The sequence below is a fragment of the Paenibacillus sp. NMA1017 genome (genome assembly GCF_058895805.1).
Genome location: NZ_JBZXYR010000001.1, coordinates 301,612 through 317,571, shown reverse-complemented (window position 1 = coordinate 317,571; position 15,960 = coordinate 301,612). Strand labels below are relative to the sequence as shown.

General features: G+C 46.5%; 21 protein-coding genes. All 21 read left to right on the top strand.

Features of this window, described 5'->3' with window-relative positions; translation table 11 throughout:
• The first annotated feature begins 37 nt into the window (after positions 1–37).
• Positions 38–445 carry a flagellar basal body rod protein FlgB gene (gene flgB / locus AC5ELV_RS01485; protein ID WP_013309883.1) on the top strand — a complete coding sequence of 136 codons (408 nt, stop codon included), beginning with the start codon at positions 38–40 and terminating at the stop codon, positions 443–445.
• Between the two features lie 6 nt (positions 446–451).
• Complete coding sequence (gene flgC, locus AC5ELV_RS01480; RefSeq protein ID WP_013309884.1) at positions 452–904, top strand: flagellar basal body rod protein FlgC; 453 nt, start codon at positions 452–454, stop codon at positions 902–904.
• A gap of 39 nt (positions 905–943) precedes the next feature.
• Positions 944–1,258, top strand: coding sequence for a flagellar hook-basal body complex protein FliE (fliE, locus tag AC5ELV_RS01475; protein WP_493428861.1), 315 nt, complete (start codon positions 944–946; stop codon positions 1,256–1,258).
• Positions 1,259–1,293: 35 nt separating this feature from the next.
• On the top strand, positions 1,294–2,877 hold the full coding sequence (gene fliF, locus AC5ELV_RS01470; protein ID WP_013309886.1) for a flagellar basal-body MS-ring/collar protein FliF: 1,584 nt from the start codon (positions 1,294–1,296) through the stop codon (positions 2,875–2,877).
• An 11-nt stretch (positions 2,878–2,888) separates the two neighbouring features.
• Positions 2,889–3,905, top strand: coding sequence for a flagellar motor switch protein FliG (fliG, locus tag AC5ELV_RS01465; protein ID WP_013370674.1), 1,017 nt, complete (start codon positions 2,889–2,891; stop codon positions 3,903–3,905).
• Positions 3,898–4,734 carry a FliH/SctL family protein gene (locus AC5ELV_RS01460; RefSeq protein WP_493428860.1) on the top strand — a complete coding sequence of 279 codons (837 nt, stop codon included), beginning with the start codon at positions 3,898–3,900 and terminating at the stop codon, positions 4,732–4,734. Before fliG ends, AC5ELV_RS01460 begins: the two co-directional genes overlap by 8 nt.
• Positions 4,721–6,040, top strand: coding sequence for a flagellar protein export ATPase FliI (gene fliI, locus AC5ELV_RS01455; RefSeq protein ID WP_493428859.1), 1,320 nt, complete (start codon positions 4,721–4,723; stop codon positions 6,038–6,040). The genes AC5ELV_RS01460 and fliI overlap by 14 nt, the downstream gene beginning before the upstream one ends.
• A gap of 10 nt (positions 6,041–6,050) precedes the next feature.
• Positions 6,051–6,494: a flagellar export protein FliJ gene (gene fliJ / locus AC5ELV_RS01450; protein ID WP_493428858.1), complete on the top strand. Its 444-nt coding sequence runs from the start codon at positions 6,051–6,053 to the stop codon at positions 6,492–6,494.
• 47 nt (positions 6,495–6,541) lie between these two features.
• Positions 6,542–7,525, top strand: coding sequence for a MotE family protein (locus AC5ELV_RS01445; protein ID WP_493428857.1), 984 nt, complete (start codon positions 6,542–6,544; stop codon positions 7,523–7,525).
• Positions 7,526–7,551: 26 nt separating this feature from the next.
• A complete protein-coding gene (locus AC5ELV_RS01440; RefSeq protein ID WP_493428856.1) occupies positions 7,552–9,009 on the top strand; it encodes a flagellar hook-length control protein FliK in 1,458 nt (485 codons plus the stop codon).
• A 19-nt stretch (positions 9,010–9,028) separates the two neighbouring features.
• Positions 9,029–9,562, top strand: a complete 534-nt coding sequence (locus tag AC5ELV_RS01435) for a flagellar hook capping FlgD N-terminal domain-containing protein (protein ID WP_493428855.1) — start codon at positions 9,029–9,031, stop codon at positions 9,560–9,562.
• Positions 9,559–9,939 (top strand): TIGR02530 family flagellar biosynthesis protein, encoded by a 381-nt coding sequence (locus AC5ELV_RS01430; protein ID WP_272640488.1) that lies wholly within the window; start codon positions 9,559–9,561, stop codon positions 9,937–9,939. Before AC5ELV_RS01435 ends, AC5ELV_RS01430 begins: the two co-directional genes overlap by 4 nt.
• A gap of 104 nt (positions 9,940–10,043) precedes the next feature.
• Positions 10,044–10,853 carry a flagellar basal-body rod protein FlgF gene (gene flgF, locus AC5ELV_RS01425; RefSeq protein WP_493428854.1) on the top strand — a complete coding sequence of 270 codons (810 nt, stop codon included), beginning with the start codon at positions 10,044–10,046 and terminating at the stop codon, positions 10,851–10,853.
• Positions 10,854–10,913: 60 nt separating this feature from the next.
• Entirely contained in the window at positions 10,914–11,138 is a 225-nt protein-coding gene (locus AC5ELV_RS01420) for a flagellar FlbD family protein (protein WP_013309896.1), read from the top strand.
• Positions 11,135–11,608 carry a flagellar basal body-associated FliL family protein gene (locus AC5ELV_RS01415; protein WP_023988194.1) on the top strand — a complete coding sequence of 158 codons (474 nt, stop codon included), beginning with the start codon at positions 11,135–11,137 and terminating at the stop codon, positions 11,606–11,608. The genes AC5ELV_RS01420 and AC5ELV_RS01415 overlap by 4 nt, the downstream gene beginning before the upstream one ends.
• A gap of 43 nt (positions 11,609–11,651) precedes the next feature.
• Positions 11,652–12,650, top strand: coding sequence for a flagellar motor switch protein FliM (fliM, locus tag AC5ELV_RS01410; protein WP_029516998.1), 999 nt, complete (start codon positions 11,652–11,654; stop codon positions 12,648–12,650).
• A complete protein-coding gene (gene fliY / locus AC5ELV_RS01405) occupies positions 12,640–13,950 on the top strand; it encodes a flagellar motor switch phosphatase FliY (RefSeq protein ID WP_493428853.1) in 1,311 nt (436 codons plus the stop codon). The genes fliM and fliY overlap by 11 nt, the downstream gene beginning before the upstream one ends.
• Before the next feature lie 29 nt (positions 13,951–13,979).
• Complete coding sequence (locus AC5ELV_RS01400) at positions 13,980–14,345, top strand: response regulator (RefSeq protein WP_010346372.1); 366 nt, start codon at positions 13,980–13,982, stop codon at positions 14,343–14,345.
• 12 nt (positions 14,346–14,357) lie between these two features.
• Positions 14,358–14,891: a flagellar biosynthetic protein FliO gene (locus tag AC5ELV_RS01395; RefSeq protein ID WP_023988197.1), complete on the top strand. Its 534-nt coding sequence runs from the start codon at positions 14,358–14,360 to the stop codon at positions 14,889–14,891.
• Positions 14,888–15,643 carry a flagellar type III secretion system pore protein FliP gene (gene fliP, locus AC5ELV_RS01390; RefSeq protein ID WP_013309901.1) on the top strand — a complete coding sequence of 252 codons (756 nt, stop codon included), beginning with the start codon at positions 14,888–14,890 and terminating at the stop codon, positions 15,641–15,643. Before AC5ELV_RS01395 ends, fliP begins: the two co-directional genes overlap by 4 nt.
• A 37-nt stretch (positions 15,644–15,680) precedes the next feature.
• Positions 15,681–15,950 (top strand): flagellar biosynthesis protein FliQ, encoded by a 270-nt coding sequence (gene fliQ, locus AC5ELV_RS01385; protein ID WP_025723725.1) that lies wholly within the window; start codon positions 15,681–15,683, stop codon positions 15,948–15,950.
• Positions 15,951–15,960: the final 10 nt, after the last annotated feature.

Sequence of the window (15,960 nt, the reverse complement as noted above, 5' to 3'; positions counted from 1 at the left end):
TCTTACTTTGGAGTAGACGCTGGAAGGGAGGAGCTAAATGAATCTGCTGGGTGATATGAGCTTTCAAAAGCTTCAGGCAGGTGTACAGGCGGCAAATACGAGACAACGTGTGATGGCTGACAATATTTCCAATGCGGATACCCCGTATTTTAAGCGTTCGGAGGTTTCATTTGAAGAACTGCTTCAGCAGCAAATGGACGGGGATGTCACACCACTACGTGGAAAAGTAACCAATTCAAGACATTTTCAAATAGGACCTGTGAACTCCATTCCAGATGCCACGGTCACCAAAGATGGGTACTCAGTCATGAATAACAATATGAACAACGTAGATATCGACAGAGAAATGAGTCTTATGGCTGAGAATCAACTAAGATATAATACCTACATCCAAGAAATTAATGAGCGCATCAAGATGATGAGAACAGCGGTAGAAGGGAGATAGGACTAGGTGAAGATTAACAACGGCTTTGATATTAGTGCATCTGCTCTTACGGCCCAACGGTTGCGGATGGACGTTATATCTAGCAACATTGCCAACGCAGAGACAACTCGGGCGAAAGTAGAGAATGGACAAGCAGTTCCATATCGGAGAAAAACGGTTGTTTTGGAGCCGAACCAATCTGGCTTTGCCGATGTTTTGAAGGCTCAAATGGAAGGAAGTAGCACAAGCGCTGCTGGCGTTAAGGTTTCGCAAATTCAGGAAGATCAGTCACCTTTAAAGCCTGTGTACAATCCGGGTCACCCGGACGCTGATAAAGATGGCTATGTATATATGCCTAATGTAGACATTATGAAAGAAATGGTCGACATGATTTCCGCGACACGCTCATACGAAGCCAATGTAACAGCTCTGAATGCATCAAAGGCTATGGTTTCCAAAGCGCTTGAAATCGGTCGCTAAGTTCTAGGACTACTAACTACTTAATAGGGAGAGTAAAACATGATTCAGAACGCCATGTTTAATGTACAGACACCGGTAATACAGCAGATTCAATCGCCTAACAATGAGTTGACGAAATCGACGCCTTCCGAATCCTTGAAGGATTTTGGTTCCTTCCTAAAGGATGCTCTTAATGAAGTAGGGCAGCAGGAAGCCGCTACGCACCAGATGTCCGACCAATTCATGGCAGGCAAAGTTGATGTAGATCAGGTCATGATCACTTCCCAACAAGCGCTGCTTTCCCTGCAGCTTACTACACAGGTCCGAAACAAAGCGATCGAAGCCTATCAGGAGATCATGCGTACACAGATGTAAAGAGGGTTTAGCAAAGTTTCGGATGGGGTGACGGAGTGAACGAGAGAATCGCCCAATATCGGGATAAGATTTCCGGGTATTGGAATAATTTCAGCAAAAAACAGAAGATATTGCTTGTTTCGACATTAGCATTCATCATTATCGCCGTTGTAGTGCTAACGATGCAGTTTACCAAAACCGAGTATGAAGTGGCTTTCCGAGATTTAAATGCTAACGATGCTGCCGGAGTCATTAAGTATCTCGATTCTGCGGGTATACCGTATCAACTTAACGCTGGTGGGACACAAATCTCAGTCCCAACCGCTAATGCGGATAAGGCGAAGGTAGATGTTGGGTCTCAAGGCCTGATTCAGAAGGGTTCAATCGGCATGAGTGCCTTTGACCAGTCCTCCTCTGCCATTGGTATGACGGAGAACGAGTTCAATGTGAAGTACAATAATGCATTGAACGGCGAAATACAGCAACTGTTGGAACGGATGGATGGTGTTCAAAGCTCCAAAGCTGTTATTAATATGCCAAAGGAAAACATTTTTGCCGGACTTGAAGAAAAGGACAAAGCCTCCGCTTCGATTCAAATGGAATTCGAGCCTGGCTTTACTCCAAATCAGCAAGCAATCGACGGTTACTTTAATCTGGTGAAAACGGCTGTACCGAATCTGCCAGTGGAAAACATTACGATCACCAATAAGGAATATGAGTTGATTCCAACGGCCAAGGGCGGCCAAGGTGGGCTCACTAGTGGTGTTCAGGAAAACATGGCTCTACAGAAGAAGTTTGAGAGCGATGTAAGGAATAATGTCCAACAATTTTTGTCGAAAATTGTTGGAGACGACAAGGTAAATGTGCTGGTTATGTCCCAGCTAAATTTCGACAAAGTGACATCAAAGGAACAAATGGTCACACCTGTTGATCAAACGAAAATGAAGGGTATTGAAATTAGCGCCCAACAAATTCAGGAAAGCTATACGGGCAGTAGTGGACAAACCGGAGGAGTTGCGGGAACAGGAACACAGGATGTTCCGGGCTACCCCGGAGGAGCTAATTCCGGCAATACCAGCTCAGATAAGAGCTCAAGTACGATTAACTACGAAGTTAACCGAATTGCAAGGGATATTATCCAAAGTCCCTACACTGTAAAAGATTTAACCATTAATGTAGCAGTTGAACCACCAACAGGTCAGCAAACGTTGGATACTGCAACTCAGACAGCAATTCAAAATATTTTGGTTAATATTGTAAGAGCGTCGTTGGCGAATTCTGGTACTACTATTACAGACGCTGATTTGGCTAAGAAGGTTTCAGTGTTCTCACAAGCTGTTCCAGCGCCTGCGAGCACGAATACATTCTTCTCAGCTTCCAACCCTTGGCTATGGGGCATTGGAGCTGCTGTTCTGGCACTGCTGGCGGGTGTAATCTTCCTCATCGTACGTGGTCGTCGTAAGCAGGAAGAAGAGTTGGATGAAGAATTGCAACTCATGCCAACGCCGACGGAGTTCCCGTCTATTACCATGGAAAGTGTGACAAATGAAAGTCAAGTGCGTAAACAGCTTGAAAGTCTGGCGAAAAAGAAACCCGACGAATTCGTCAATCTGCTTCGTACATGGCTGGCTGACGAATAGAGGTGAGTTCATTGGCAAAGGCAAGCAGTCAAGGTTTAACGGGAAGACAGAAAGCGGCTATACTTCTGATCACAATGGGACCAGAGGTATCTGCTCAAATATTCAAGCATTTGCGTGACGAGGAGATCGAACAACTTACATTGGAAATTGCCAATGTGCGGAAGGTCGATGCCATTGAGAAGGACTCCATCATGGCCGAGTTTCATCAAATTTGTTTGGCTCAGGAGTACATTTCCCAAGGTGGTATTAATTACGCTAAAGAAATATTGGAGAAAGCACTCGGATCGCAAAAAGCAGTTGAGGTCATTAACCGTCTAACAGCGACGTTACAGGTAAGACCCTTCGATTTTGCCCGCAAGGCTGATCCAAACCAGATATTGAATTTTATACAGAATGAGAATCCGCAAACGATTGCTCTCGTGCTTTCGTACTTGCAATTTGAGCAGGCGGCTGCAATTCTGTCGTCTCTGCCACAGGAAAAACAGGCAGATGTGGCCCGGCGTGTTGCTGTCATGGACAGTACATCTCCGGAAGTTATTTCCCAGGTGGAACGAGTGTTGGAGCAAAAGCTGTCTGCAACCGCTACGCAGGATTATACGAATGCGGGTGGCATCGAGTCCATTGTTCAGATTTTGAATGGCGTAGACCGCGGAACCGAACGTACGATTCTCGACTCGCTTGAAATTCAAGATCCAGAACTGGCTGAGGAAATCAAGAAAAGAATGTTCGTGTTCGAGGATATCGTCAATGTGGACAACCGTTCCATTCAGCGCATTATCCGCGATATCGACAATGCAGATTTGCAATTGGCGCTTAAAGTGTCCAGTGAAGAAGTACGCGATGTGATTTTCCGAAATATGTCGAAACGTATGGCAGAAACCTTCAAAGAGGAAATGGAGTACATGGGACCGGTGCGGTTGCGTGATGTGGAAGAAGCACAGACACGTATCGTATCGACGATCCGCAGATTGGAAGAGGCCGGTGAGATTATAATCGCACGCGGCGGAGGAGATGACATCATTGTCTAACTTGATTAAATCTTTCCAATATGTTCCTGTAGAGGCTTTGAAAACAATTGATGTGGCACATACGTATGCGCCAGAAACGACGGACGAAGAAATCACAACTGAATATACGGAGCCGGAGCCTCAGCGAGATCACGAGGCTGAACGGCTGCGGGATGAAATGCTGAATGATGCTAAGGATTTTGCCGAACGTCAGGTTCGCGAGGCAGCTGAAGAAGCGGAACGAATGCTTCAGGAGGCACAGCAACAGATTGAAGCCTGGTGGCAGGAACGACGCGAGCATGACGATCAGTTGACTCAGTCGTTAAAAGCTGATGGATTTCAGCAAGGATATGAAGAAGGCCAGAAGCTGGCTGAGGCCGAGCTCCAGACGAAATCGGAGCATATGATGGAAGAAGCACAGGATATTCTGCGTCAGGCCTATGAGATTAAGGAACAACTGATTCAGGAAGCTGAGCCTTTTTTGGTTGAACTGAGTAGTGCTATTGCTGAAAAGGTCATTGAGAAACAGCTGAGCCTTGAGCCGGACTACACGATTGAATTAATTCGTAAAAATTTGGCTCGTAAGCGGGAAAAAGGAACCATTACATTGTGTGTGTCACCTCAGCATTTCGCATTTGTGCAAGGTGCACGAGAAGAATTGTCATTAACTGTCGATTCGCAGGCAGAACTGCAAATTATTCCTGATGGTACTGTGAAAGATCGCGGTTGTGTTATCCGTTCTTCCTTTGGGAGCGTGGATGCGCGGATTGATACGCAATTAGCTGAGATCAAAAAGGAACTACTGCGTCTGGCACATGAGAATGAGGAGCGAAGACATGAAGGGGCTTAATACGCAGCGCTACATGGATCATTTGCGCCAGCTGGACCCGGTTCGGGTAAATGGCAAGGTTACGCAGGTTATCGGCCTGATGGTTGAATCGGAAGGTCCGGACGCCAGTATCGGGGATGTTTGTTACATTTATCCGGGTAAAACGGCAAAGCCGTTGCAAGCGGAGGTTGTAGGCTTCAGGGACAATAAAGTGCTTCTGATGCCACTTGGAGAATTGCAATCCATTGGTCCCGGTTGTGATGTAGTAGGAACAGGGAAGCCGTTGAATGTGCAGGTCGGGTCGGAGCTGTTAGGCAAAGTGCTCGACGGCTTGGGTCAGCCTCTGGATGGCTCATTGATTCCCTCGCGAATGGCGAGATATTCAACCTTTAATATTCCGTCCAATCCGCTGAATCGTCCGCGTGTGCAGGAACCAATCAGTATCGGGGTACGCGCTATCGACGGGTTGCTTACTATCGGTAAAGGACAACGGGTTGGTATTTTTGCAGGTTCGGGTGTAGGTAAAAGTACCTTGATGGGAATGATTGCTCGCAATACGGAAGCCGATGTGAATGTAATTGCCTTGATCGGGGAACGTGGACGCGAAGTGCTGGACTTTATTGAACGGGATTTAGGCCCGGAGGGACTAGAACGTTCCGTGGTCATTGTGGCAACTTCCGACCAGCCTGCGTTAATCCGTATTAAGGGTGCACTTATTGCAACGACGATCGCGGAATATTTTCGAGATCGTGGGTTGAATGTCATGCTGATGATGGATTCAGTTACCCGGTATGCGATGGCCCAACGTGAAGTCGGCCTAGCCGTAGGGGAGCCACCGGCAATGAGAGGGTACACCCCTTCCGTGTTTGCTAGTCTACCTAAGCTTTTAGAACGTGCAGGAACAGGTCCTACTGGCTCCATAACCGCTTTTTATACGGTACTAGTCGATGGTGATGATATGAATGAGCCCATCGCGGATGCGGTGCGCGGGATTTTGGATGGACACATTGTCTTGAATCGTGGGATTGCGAACAAAGGACATTTTCCCGCAATTGATGTGTTAGCGAGTATTAGCCGGGTCATGAAGGATATCGCACCACGAGATCAGATAGACGCTGCCGAGAACATTAAGCGCTTGATGGCCGTTTACAAAGATTCGGAGGACCTGATTAATATCGGGGCCTATCAGCAGGGTTCAAATGCAGAAATTGACGAATCCATGGAGCGTATACGGGATATATGGGATTTTACAAGACAAAGAACAGATGAAAAGGCTGAGCTGGACGAGGTAAGGGAGCGTTTGATTTCTGAATTTACGAGGAGATGAAGGTTGAACGATGAGATTTCAGTATTCCTTTCAGAAAGTTGTAGACTTGAAAACCAACGAAAAGTCACAGGCCGAATGGTTGCTTTCCAGTGCTGTCGGACAATTGCAGGCTGAGGAGCAGACATTAACACAGCTTGTAGGCGAAAGGAATCGGGTCATATCAGCCATTCAAAAGGCTGCCGAGGATTGCGCGCCACTCTCTACCATTCAGGAATTACAGGCTTATATTAATCATCTGGACCAATGTATTACACGCAAGCATAGGGATGTTCAATATGCGCAGCAAAATGTGCAAAGCAAACAAACCGTTTTGACCGATAAAATGCTGGATGAACAGGTTTGGCTGAAAGCGAGAGAGAAGGCCAACGTGAAATTCCAACAGGAAATGCTCCTGCGCGAGCAGAACGAGCTGGATGAAATGGCTTCCGTGCGATTTGCCATGAAAGCCCGGTAAGCGGAAAGTCATAGGATACGCATATCAGCTGCCTGAGGAGGAAGACGATGGCACAGAAGTTAGCAGAAAATGAACTGGATATAGATTTAGGAAAAGAATCAGGCGGGGGATTTGAACGGTTTATGTTTTTCCTGATTCCGATTGTGTTCACAATCGTTCTGGTCGGGGTCCTGCTTACATTGTTCAATATGGACTTCAGAAGCGAAATGATTTCATTAGGGAACAAAATACCAGTTGTTAAAAATTGGGTACCTGAACCGAAAGATAAGGCTACCCAGACGAAAGAGGCAGATCAGAAGGCACAGTCTGAAAGTTCTGAAGCAACCATTCAGCAGTTAAAGGCAGATTTAGCCAAGCAGACGGAGGAGCTTAAAAAGGCTACCGCTGCTAAGACGACACAAGATAAAAAGGTTACTGAACTGCAGAATCAGGTCAATACGCTGCAAACGCAACAGGAACAGCAGCCACAGGCCAGTCAGCAGGGACAGGGCGGTACGCAAACTACAGGTGGAACAACAAATGAAGATCCTTATGTAAAACAGGCCAGAGATCTTGCTAGCATGTATGAAGGAATGACAGCTAGTAAAGCGGCACCGATTATGGAGAATCTGACTACGGAAGAGACTGTGCAGTTGTTAAGCTACATGGACCCTGCCAACAGTGCAAAGATTTTGCAAAAGATGGACGCTAAAAAAGCAGCCGATATTACCATGGCTCTGAAAAACGTAACGCCATCTACGGATTTGTCAGTTGCTGCGTTGCAGTCTCGTCTGAAAAAGGATCAAGGTACCACAGCTGGAACAACGAGTAAGAGTTTGCAAAGCACTCAAATCAGTAGCACATTTGCTTCCATGGACAAGAAGAGCGGTGCCGAACTTATTTTACAAACTTACAAAATCAGTCCAGACAAGGCATTGAACATATTAAATACAGTGGATGATTCGACACGTGGTTCTTTACTACAAAATATGTCTGCCAAGGATTCGGCTCAGACCGCAAAAATTTTGAACAAACTGATGGGCAGTAAGTAATTTAAATGAAGGGAGGTGAAAAATAAATGACCCTTATTTCTCAAAGTGTATCGGTCAGCTCCAGTCAAACAGCTAGCAGTACGACAGCCTCAACAACGAGTACAGCCACGGTTGCCGGAGCAACTACAGGTGCTTTTAACCAAACACTTACGCAAATGATGACAGGTGGGCAAACGGGCTCAGCAGGCACAGAAGCGAATGGTTCTCCATTAGTTATGGTACTTCCGCTTATTGCAACTGGAGAATCCACGGAAGCTCCAACCGAGCCGCTGGTCGAAACACTGGCTCCTTTGCTGCAAAATCTCGAAAAGCTGGATGATCAAGTAGCTGCCGATCCTGCTCTGCTTGCAACTCTGCAAGCGTGGATTCAGCAAGTACAACAGTTTTTGCAAGGCGACGGAACAAATCAACAGTTAAACGGTGGAGAAACGACAGAGGCGACAGGCTTAACAGCCTTGGCATCCAACCCGGCTACTCTTCGATTTGCATTACAGGACGCTTTGTCACAACTTGCCAATGTAGCAGAGCAGGCTTCTGGAGACCAAAAGTCCCAGGTGGCACAGTTACTACAATCGCTCCAAAGCGCAACGGCAGGGACGGGAGCTATTTCCGATGAGCAGTGGAATGGTGTAATGAAAGCTGTGGAACTTGCTGATGGTGGGGATTCACAAACAGTTCAGCCTTCTGCAAATCGAGCAAATGGTACTCAGCCCGTAGCTACAGCTACTACTGACAAACAGGTTGTTGCTTCTCAGCAGCAAGCAAGTCAGGGCGAAACTAATCAACAAGGTGCAGATGGACAACGTTCATCAACTAATCTTCTCGTTCAGTCTGCAGTTAAGACGACTGTAACGGATGAAGCGAGTGCATTCGTAGATGCGACTGAGCAAGTGGATTCGACAGCAACTGACAATCAGGCTCCAGTGATCACGACTGCGGGACAGCTTTCGGTACAAACGCAAGGAACAACACCTTCTGCTCCGGCTCAACCAGTCGTACATGTACGGCAATTTGCCAAGGAGATGACCGAATTTGTAGTGCAGAAACTTGACATTGTAAAACACACTGGTTTGACGGAAGCGACTATCATGCTTCGTCCAGATCATCTGGGTCAGCTGGAGGTTAAGCTGACAATGCAAAATGGTCATCTGGTTGCCCAGTTCATGACTGAGCATAGCGGAGCGAAGGATTTGCTGGAACAGCAAATGTCGCAGCTGCGTACGAGCCTGCAGAGCCAAGGTATCCAGGTAGATAAGGTAGAAGTAACGCACAATGAGTCGCTTTCCTCCCATATGTATCAGGATGGACGCGGATCTGGAGCTAATCAGCAGCAGCAATCCAATCAACGATCCAAAGCTCAAGGTAGAGAAGAGAGCGAGGATGCTTTGAAGGTAGCTGAAATGGCAGAAGAGCTTCGTAACTGGACAGCTGAACAACGCGCAGATGATATGAATCGGACAGGCTCCTTTACAGCACAAGCGTAATGATGGAGGTGAGAACACAATGACGACTACAGACAACAATGTATCCACCAGTAACGTCTGGCCGAATTACAATGTCAACAATGTCAAAACAGCGAGTGCCAAGGATACTAAAACGATGGGTAAAGATCAGTTTTTGAAAATTTTGATCACCCAGCTACAAAATCAGGATCCGATGCAGCCTTTGGAGGATAAAGAATTTATCGCTCAAATGGCCCAGTTTTCATCGGTGGAACAACTGATGAACATTTCTACGCAGTTGAATGCATTAGGACAGTCTTTGGGTACGGCTTCCGGTTTGATAGGAAAAGAAGTCAGCTGGATTGAGGCAGGTAAAAAAGACTCCATTACAGGTGAAACAGGCGCGGGTACAGTGAAAAGTGGAATCGTGGATTCCATCGTTATTCGCGACGGTGTGCAGTATGCCAAAATGGGAGCGGCTGAGGTAGCATTAAAAGATGTAACATCAGTAAGCCAGGCTAACACAACGACTCCGGCTACAGATAAATCGGAAACTTCATCTTCTTCCTCTAATGGAAGCGGTGAGAACTCATGAATGACAGGATAACGGTCGGACGCCTTTTTCCCGCCAACGTGCCCCCGGCAGCGATCTCACAAAACCGAGTAAATTCGGTATCGAAGGATGCCAGACCATTCGGTCAGGTATTGCAGGATCAGGTGCTCAAGCTGAGCAATCATGCAGCCAAGCGTCTAGAGCAGCGGGGAATAGAGTTGAGAAGTGACCAAATGGCGAAAATTAACTCTGCTGTGGATAAAGCAGCTGCCAAAGGCGCCAAAGAATCATTGATTTTAATGCAGGATATGGCTTTGATTGTAAGTGTACCTAATCGAACAGTTGTTACCGCGATGGATAAGAAATCCATGGAGGATAACGTATTTACGCAGATAGATAGTGCTGTAATTATTTCATGAAAAATGTATACGAAGTGGCTGGCCCGAATAGGAAAGCCATGAAAAAGCCGCGGATCGACTGATGCGGTCAACTAAGCAACCAATCAGAGGAGGATTTATACTCAATGTTGAGATCAATGTATTCAGGTGTATCGGGCATGAAGGGCTTTCAAACAAAGCTGGACGTTATCGGTAACAACATTGCAAACGTAAATACTACAGGCTTCAAGTCCAGCCGAGTGATGTTCAAGGATATTTTGAGCCAAACGAGTTCAGGTGCAAGTGCACCAGACGGAACAACAACCGCCGGGCAGAATGCCAAGCAGGTAGGTTTGGGGGTCTCGGTTAGCTCAATTGATACACTGCATCTTCCAGGTAGTGCGATGACCACGAATAACCCAACGGATTTGCGGATTAATGGTGACGGATTTTTCTTGGTCAAAATGAATGATGCACAGGAAGTTCCCTATCTGACTCGTGCGGGTGATTTCCACATAGATGCAAACCGGAATCTGGTTACTTCCGATGGATTTTTTGTGGGAAATTTGGATGGAGATCCAATCACACTTGAAGACAATGTTACGGCAGTCTCTATCTCACAGGATGGCACGATTGTACAGCAATTAGATGATGGTACAGTGAATAATGGCACGCAAATTGGTATAGCCAGAGTTACTAACCCGGAAGGTTTGGAGAAAATTGGAGGCAGCCTGTATCGTACAACGGTCAACTCCAACATTGATGAACTTGAGCCTGGAGCAGCCAACTCAGAGGGGCGTGGAGCTATTATCTCAGGTCAACTGGAGATGTCCAACGTTGATCTGACAGGCGAATTTACCGAAATGATCGTAGCTCAGCGCGGATTCCAAGCGAACTCGCGTATCATTACGACCTCGGATGAAGTGCTTCAGGAAGTTGTAAACTTGAAACGATAATCTCATTTAAACGCGGAGGAGTAGAGGCTCCTCCGCACCTATCAGGAGGTTGGTATTACGATGATCCCGTTAACGCGGCTGAACGGCTCGCCTATGTGGCTTAATGCGCTGCTCATTGAGACTGTGGAGGAAACACCGGATACATACGTCACTTTGGTGACGGGGAAACGGTTGATTGTATTGGAAAAAGCGGCAGATGTCGTCTCCTTGATCAAGGGTTACAGCCGTGAAATCGGCATGCATGCCGCCACGATAAAAGTGCAACAAATGGAGGAAGACGAATGAAGAAGATGCTGCCATGGCTCATTACAATTTTACTCGCGATTACTTTGATTGCAGGCGCGGCCTTTGTACTTATACCAGCGCTTAGCGGGAAGAAGTCGGAAGTCATACCGAATGCGCAAGCTGCTCAGGCAGAACAACTTCCAAGATTGTCAGCAGATGAATTGGTGGAAGTGAGCTCTGAAATTACCGGTATCAAAACGAATTTGGCAGACGCAGATTACATTGTTCAGATGAACCTATCTTTTCAATTGAACGATGCCAAAGCAAAAGAATCTTTTGAAAAAATCAAAGACATCAGTATTAAGCCCATTGTTATTCAATTACTTGCAGACACCAAACCTGATGAGCTCAGAACGGCTAAAGGCCGGGACCAGTTCAGTGACAAGCTGACGGATCTCATCAACAAGTCGCTCCCTGAAGGTCACCTGGGGAACGCCAAAATTACAGACTTTTTGCTGGCAGCCATTTGATTCCAGGTGAACTTGTCAGGAACACGTAAGGGGGTGAATAACATTGGTGGATGTACTGTCACAAGGGGAAATTGATGCCCTTTTAGCAGCTCTTTCGTCCGGTGAAATGGATGCGGAAGAACTTAAAAAGGAAGATACCCAAAAGAAAGTTCGCGCTTATGATTTCAAAAGAGCGCTTAGGTTTTCCAAGGATCATATACGGAGTCTGACGCGGATACACGAGAACTTTGCACGGTATCTGACCACATATTTTTCAGCGCAGCTTCGTACTTTTGTCCAAATTAATGTCGTTCAGGTGGAGCAACTTCCTTATGATGAATTCATTCGCTCCATTCCGAAAATGACCATTCTAAACATTTTTGAAGCTGAACCGCTGGAAGGTCGTATGGTGCTTGAGGTTCACCCAAACGTTGCTTATGCCATGTTGGACAGGCTTCTCGGAGGAACAGGTTCGGCACCGTCAAAGGTTACTGCGTTGACCGAAATCGAGACGACGATTATGGAGCGAATTTTCAGTCGTACCTTTGATAGCCTGCAAGAGGCTTGGAAAACGGTACTGGACATTGAACCGCGCCTAGAGGCGATGGAAACAAATCCGCAGTTCATGCAGATTGTTTCGCCGAATGAAACGATTGCTCTGATTTCGCTTAGCACCAAAATTGGTGATACCACAGGGATGATTAACCTCTGTATCCCGCACGTGGTATTGGAACCCATTATGGCCAGACTGTCCACGCACCAGTGGTTTACATCCGAAAAGAAATCAAGGGCGCCCGAAGAGATCGACGCCTTGAGATTACGGGTCACCAAAGCAGAGCTCCCTATTATTGCAGAGTTGGGTGAATCCCGGATAAATGTAGCCGAGTTTCTGGGTCTTTCAGTAGGGGATGTCATTTCATTGAACAAGCCTGTCAAAGAAGGACTATCCATCCGGGTAGGCGAGAAATTGAAGTTTATGGGAAGTCCCGGCATGGTAAGAGATCGTGTTGCCGTACAAATTGATGAAATTGTCAACGAAGGAGTTGAAGAAATTGACGAGTAAAGACTATTTGTCCCAGGAGGAAATCGATGCCTTGCTGAAACAGTCTGAAGCGGGGACGGATTCTACTCCCGCAGGCAAGACCGTTGACGATTTTCTGACTCCTCTGGAGCAGGATGCTCTCGGGGAAATCGGTAATATAACGTTCGGCAGCGCAGCTACGGCTCTTTCCACACTGCTCGGTCAAAAGGTGGATATTACGACACCTAAAGTTTCAATTATTACCCGTTCTGAATTTGAAACTGCATTTCCAAAGCCACACGTAGCTGTACATGTAAATTATGTCGATGGATTCGAGGGTATTAACTCACTCGTAATCAAAAAACGTGATGCGCAAGTGATAGCGGACTTAATGCTTGGTGGTGAAGGAAACCCAGCAGATGAAGAATTGAATGAAATCCACATTAGTGCTGTGCAGGAAGCGATGAACCAGATGATGGGATCGTCGGCGACCTCTATGTCTACCATGTTTAATCGTTTTGTTAATATCTCTCCACCGGGGATTGATATTTTGGATCCTATGCACGGTGATGGAGTATCCAGTCTGCCGGATGAAGAGACGCTCATCACAGTATCCTTCCGGTTATTGATCGGGGATCTTATTGACTCTACGCTGATGCAACTGTTACCTGTTAATTTCGCCAAAAAAATGGTGAGCATCCTAATGAATGGCGGAGAGGATGAGGAACAACCGCAAGCGTCCGCACAGCAGGTAGCTGCAACAGCTGCTCCCGAAGCGCCGCAACAAGCAAGCGTTCCACAGCAACCGCCGGCACCAGCCTATCAACAGCCGCCTGCAGCCGCGCAGGCGCCGCAAGACGCAAGCTATGGGCAACAACCGCCAACGTATCCTCAAGACCCGGGATATGGGCAGCAAGGCGCTTCAGGCTATGGAACACCGGGTTATGGAATGCCAGCTGGTGTACCGCCGCAAGCTCCTTACGGAACGCCTCATCACTACGGCGCAGTACCGGGACGTAATGTAAATGTACAGCCTGTACAATTTTCTAACTTGCAGTCCGGTGCATTTGCGCAAGTGGATGAAAACAATTTAAATTTATTGATGGACATTCCCCTTAGAGTCACCGTAGAATTAGGTAGGACCCAAAAGCAAATTAAAGATATTCTGGAGCTCTCACAAGGTTCAATTATTGAACTGGACAAGCTTGCCGGGGAGCCGGTGGACATTTTGGTTAACAACAAACTGATTGCCAAGGGCGAGGTTGTCGTCATCGACGAGAATTTTGGCGTGCGTGTAACAGATATTGTAAGCCAATGGGACCGTATTCAAAAATTACAATAAAAGCATAATTTAGGGAGGATTTATTTCAGATGGCAAACCGTATTTTGATCGTGGACGATGCTGCATTTATGAGAATGATGATTCGGGACATCCTGTCCAAAAATGGATTTGAAGTAGTAGGAGAGGCCCAGGACGGATCACAGGCCATTGAAAAATTCAAGGAGCTTCGTCCGGACCTGATTACGATGGATATCACGATGCCTGAAATGGACGGCATTGCCGCTCTGAAGGAAATCAAACAAATTGACGCGAACGCAAAGGTTATCATGTGTTCCGCGATGGGTCAGCAAGCAATGGTTATTGATGCCATTCAAGCTGGCGCAAAAGATTTTATCGTTAAGCCTTTCCAATCGGATCGGGTTATCGAAGCCATCAACAAAACACTGGGTGTGTAAGGCGCACCCAGTATGGATACACAACAGGGTGCCTCTGACGCATTGAGTACATCCAGCAATATAGGCAACATTGCCTGGGTCCTTTTCGTGCTAATCTTTATCATCGTACTGATCGTGTACTTGATACGGTTTTTGAGTAAAAGAAATCAGAGCTGGTTCAGCAACCGCTCCGTTCGCATACTGGGAGGCGTGGGACTTGGTCCCAATAAATCCCTTCAGCTTGTTGAAGTTGGTAGCAGTGTGTACCTCATTGGTGTAGGAGAAGATATCCGGCTTGTTGACAAAGTATCCGATCCTGAAGAAGTGGAGCAAATTTTGGCCGCACTGGAGCAGGAAGCTTCTCTGCAGCGCGGCCCGATTGCCCCGCTATTCGCTAAAATTGCGGATAAGCTTCGCCGGAACAACGCGGCACAGCAGCAGCCTGAAGAGGAGACATCTTTTCACGAGATGTTTGAATCCAAGCTTCGGCAAATGCCGAATCGCAAGGATAAACTTGAAAAGCTGCGCAATGAGGAGAATACTACAGATCGGTCGGGAGATTCATGAGAAAAAAGATTATACTTGCATGTTTGCTGCTTGTCTTGTTCAGCTTCATTTCGGTGACGGCGGCCTCTGCGGAACCGATTCCGAACATTGATATTCAAGTCGGCAATTCGGACAAAGGACAGCCCGGTGCCACCTCGCTGTCTATTATTTTACTTATTACTGTCATTAGTGTAGCGCCCGCTTTGCTTGTACTTATGACAAGTTTTACGCGAATTGTGATTGTGCTTGGCTTTGTGCGAACTTCGCTGGGAACCCAGCAGATGCCGCCTAATCAGGTGCTTGTCGGACTGGCTTTGTTTCTTACTTTATTCATTATGGCACCGACGTTCTCAGCTATGAATGAAACTGCACTTCAGCCGTATCTCAAGGGGGATATAACACAGTCTCAGGCGCTGGATAAGGCATCGGTACCGATTAAGACCTTTATGTTCTCTCATACACGTGAGAAGGATCTACTGCTCTTTATGAAATACACCAAGATGGAAAAACCAAAGAATTATCAGGATATTCCACTAACGGTGATGGTTCCGGCTTATGCAATCAGTGAGTTGAAAACGGCATTTCAGATGGGCTTTATGATTTTTATACCATTTTTAGTTATAGACATTGTGGTGTCGAGTACACTCATGGCTATGGGGATGATGATGCTACCACCGGTAATGATTTCACTTCCTTTTAAAATACTGCTTTTTGTACTTGTAGATGGTTGGTATTTGGTTGTCAAATCATTGCTTCTGAGTTTTAACACATGAATACTTCATGCAAGGACAGCAATCAAGGAGGACGGCAATGACTTCGGAGTTTATTATTTCCCTGGCTGGGCAAGCGGTGTTCATTGTACTCAAGGTGAGTGCTCCGATGCTGATTTTGGGGCTAGTCGTGGGTTTGATTATCAGCATTTTTCAGGCGACAACCCAAATTCAGGAGCAAACACTGGCCTTTGTTCCGAAGATTGTCGCCGTATTGCTGGCATTGCTTTTGTTCGGGCCCTGGATATTGACCACATTAGTGGACTTTACGTATAACATTCTGGACAATTTGTACAAATATATAGGTTAGGCTGAATGTT

Bases quoted from the DNA above. Each gene is read 5' to 3' on its own strand.
- AC5ELV_RS01395 (WP_023988197.1), top strand. From the start codon at position 14,358: ATGGATACACAACAGGGTGCCTCTGACGCATTGAGTACATCCAGCAAT.
- flgF (WP_493428854.1), top strand. From the start codon at position 10,044: ATGTTGAGATCAATGTATTCAGGTGTATCGGGCATGAAGGGCTTTCAA.
- AC5ELV_RS01435 (WP_493428855.1), top strand. From the start codon at position 9,029: ATGACGACTACAGACAACAATGTATCCACCAGTAACGTCTGGCCGAAT.
- AC5ELV_RS01440 (WP_493428856.1), top strand. From the start codon at position 7,552: ATGACCCTTATTTCTCAAAGTGTATCGGTCAGCTCCAGTCAAACAGCT.
- fliJ (WP_493428858.1), top strand. From the start codon at position 6,051: ATGAGATTTCAGTATTCCTTTCAGAAAGTTGTAGACTTGAAAACCAAC.
- flgB (WP_013309883.1), top strand. From the start codon at position 38: ATGAATCTGCTGGGTGATATGAGCTTTCAAAAGCTTCAGGCAGGTGTA.
- AC5ELV_RS01420 (WP_013309896.1), top strand. From the start codon at position 10,914: ATGATCCCGTTAACGCGGCTGAACGGCTCGCCTATGTGGCTTAATGCG.
- fliP (WP_013309901.1), top strand. From the start codon at position 14,888: ATGAGAAAAAAGATTATACTTGCATGTTTGCTGCTTGTCTTGTTCAGC.
- AC5ELV_RS01400 (WP_010346372.1), top strand. From the start codon at position 13,980: ATGGCAAACCGTATTTTGATCGTGGACGATGCTGCATTTATGAGAATG.
- AC5ELV_RS01445 (WP_493428857.1), top strand. From the start codon at position 6,542: ATGGCACAGAAGTTAGCAGAAAATGAACTGGATATAGATTTAGGAAAA.
- AC5ELV_RS01415 (WP_023988194.1), top strand. From the start codon at position 11,135: ATGAAGAAGATGCTGCCATGGCTCATTACAATTTTACTCGCGATTACT.
- fliQ (WP_025723725.1), top strand. From the start codon at position 15,681: ATGACTTCGGAGTTTATTATTTCCCTGGCTGGGCAAGCGGTGTTCATT.
- fliE (WP_493428861.1), top strand. From the start codon at position 944: ATGATTCAGAACGCCATGTTTAATGTACAGACACCGGTAATACAGCAG.
- fliI (WP_493428859.1), top strand. From the start codon at position 4,721: ATGAAGGGGCTTAATACGCAGCGCTACATGGATCATTTGCGCCAGCTG.
- AC5ELV_RS01430 (WP_272640488.1), top strand. From the start codon at position 9,559: ATGAATGACAGGATAACGGTCGGACGCCTTTTTCCCGCCAACGTGCCC.